General features: G+C 62.2%; 2 protein-coding genes. Both read left to right on the top strand.

Features of this window, described 5'->3' with window-relative positions; all coding sequences use genetic code 11:
* Positions 1-70 precede the first annotated feature (70 nt).
* Positions 71-415, top strand: coding sequence for a transposase (locus tag BST47_RS30070; RefSeq protein ID WP_083129375.1), 345 nt, complete (start codon positions 71-73; stop codon positions 413-415).
* Between the two features lie 128 nt (positions 416-543).
* Positions 544-1,362, top strand: coding sequence for an integrase core domain-containing protein (locus BST47_RS30065; RefSeq protein ID WP_083129374.1), 819 nt, complete (start codon positions 544-546; stop codon positions 1,360-1,362).
* The last annotated feature ends 9 nt before the right edge of the window (positions 1,363-1,371 follow it).

Here is a 1,371-nt window from a genome sequence, read left to right as displayed (position 1 = left end):
GCTCCACTGACTCAAACTTCTTGTCATGTTCGTCGGGTTAAGACTGGCGGCATGTCAGAAGGAGTGTCAGATGACGAGATCGCGGCAGTCGAAAGTATCGGCTGAGGACAAGGCCCGGATCGTGTTGTCGATCCTGGCCGGGGAAATGACCGGAGCAGAGGCTGCGCGGCGGTGCGGAGTGTCGGCGGTGCAGGTGACCAAGTGGAAGCATCAGTTCCTGGAGGCCGGATCGGCTCGCATGCAGGAGGTTCCCAGCGGCCCTGCTGGCCGCGCGGGTAGCCCTGAACAGCGTCGACTCAAGTTGGAGAATCAGGAACTCAAGCTCGCCTTGGCTGAGGCCACCGTTCAGCTGCGGATTTGGCAGCGTGGCGCGGAGATGGCCGACCAAGTCCCTTCCACGACCTCGAAACCCTAAGAGAAGCAGCCGGTCTGCCGGTTTCGAGGTTCGCCTTCCTAGCCCGTATCCCGGAGCGGACCTACCGGCGCCGACTGGCGCGTCTGCGCGCGGGCGACCCACCGAAGGGGCCATGGCCGGCCCCCGTCGTGGACCGCATCGAGGAGCTGGCCGCCAAATACGCCCAAGAATGGCCGGCCTGGGGCTACCGCAAAATCGGCGCTTTGATGCGCGCGGATGGCCACGAGGTCACCAACTCCTCGGTCCAGCGAGCATTGCGACGCCGTGGCCTGTTGTTGCCGCAAGGCTTCCGAGCTGACCGCAAATCGTGGGCAGCCCTGCGGCGAAGGGTGTTTCACGATCCGCCCACCGAACGCAACCGGGTGTGGCAGACCGACTTCTCGGAGTTCGAAACCGCCAACGGCGGAATCTGGCGTATCAGTGCCGTCATCGATTACGTCAGCAAATACTGCCTGGCCATCACCGTCACCCCGACTTCCCGTGGCCGCGATGCCGTGCGCTGCATGCAGCTTGCCGTCGAGGAAGCAACTCGCGTATTGAACCTGGCCGACCTCCGCCTGGATCGCGGCGAGATGGACGTCTTTGACGACCAGGACAACATCATCGGACACACCCCGGCCCCTATCGCCATCGTGTCCGACAACGGCCCCTGCTACCGCGGCAAGGACTTCCAGACACTGTTCACCGGCCAAGACCCGCTACTTCGACATATCCGCACGCGCATCAAAACACCCCAAACCAACGGCGTCATCGAGCGATTCTTCGAGACCCTCAAATACGAGCACCTCTTCCGCGGCTATATCGGCGACGGCGACGCTCTCGACATGGAAGCCCACCGCTTCCGCATCATTTACAACACCATCCGACCACACCAAGCCATCCAGGACCGCACCCCACAGCAGGCATACCTGAACCCAATTACCCAAGAAAACCTGCCAACTTCTTGACTCAAGACA

The sequence above is a fragment of the Mycolicibacterium tusciae genome (assembly GCF_002086795.1).
Classification (GTDB): domain Bacteria; phylum Actinomycetota; class Actinomycetes; order Mycobacteriales; family Mycobacteriaceae; genus Mycobacterium; species Mycobacterium tusciae.
Note: the sequence above shows the minus strand (reverse complement) of the source record. Positions and strands in the feature narration are given on the sequence as shown.

Coding starts and splice junctions, on each gene's coding strand:
- BST47_RS30070 (WP_083129375.1), top strand. CDS start 71: ATGACGAGATCGCGGCAGTCGAAAGTATCGGCTGAGGACAAGGCCCGG.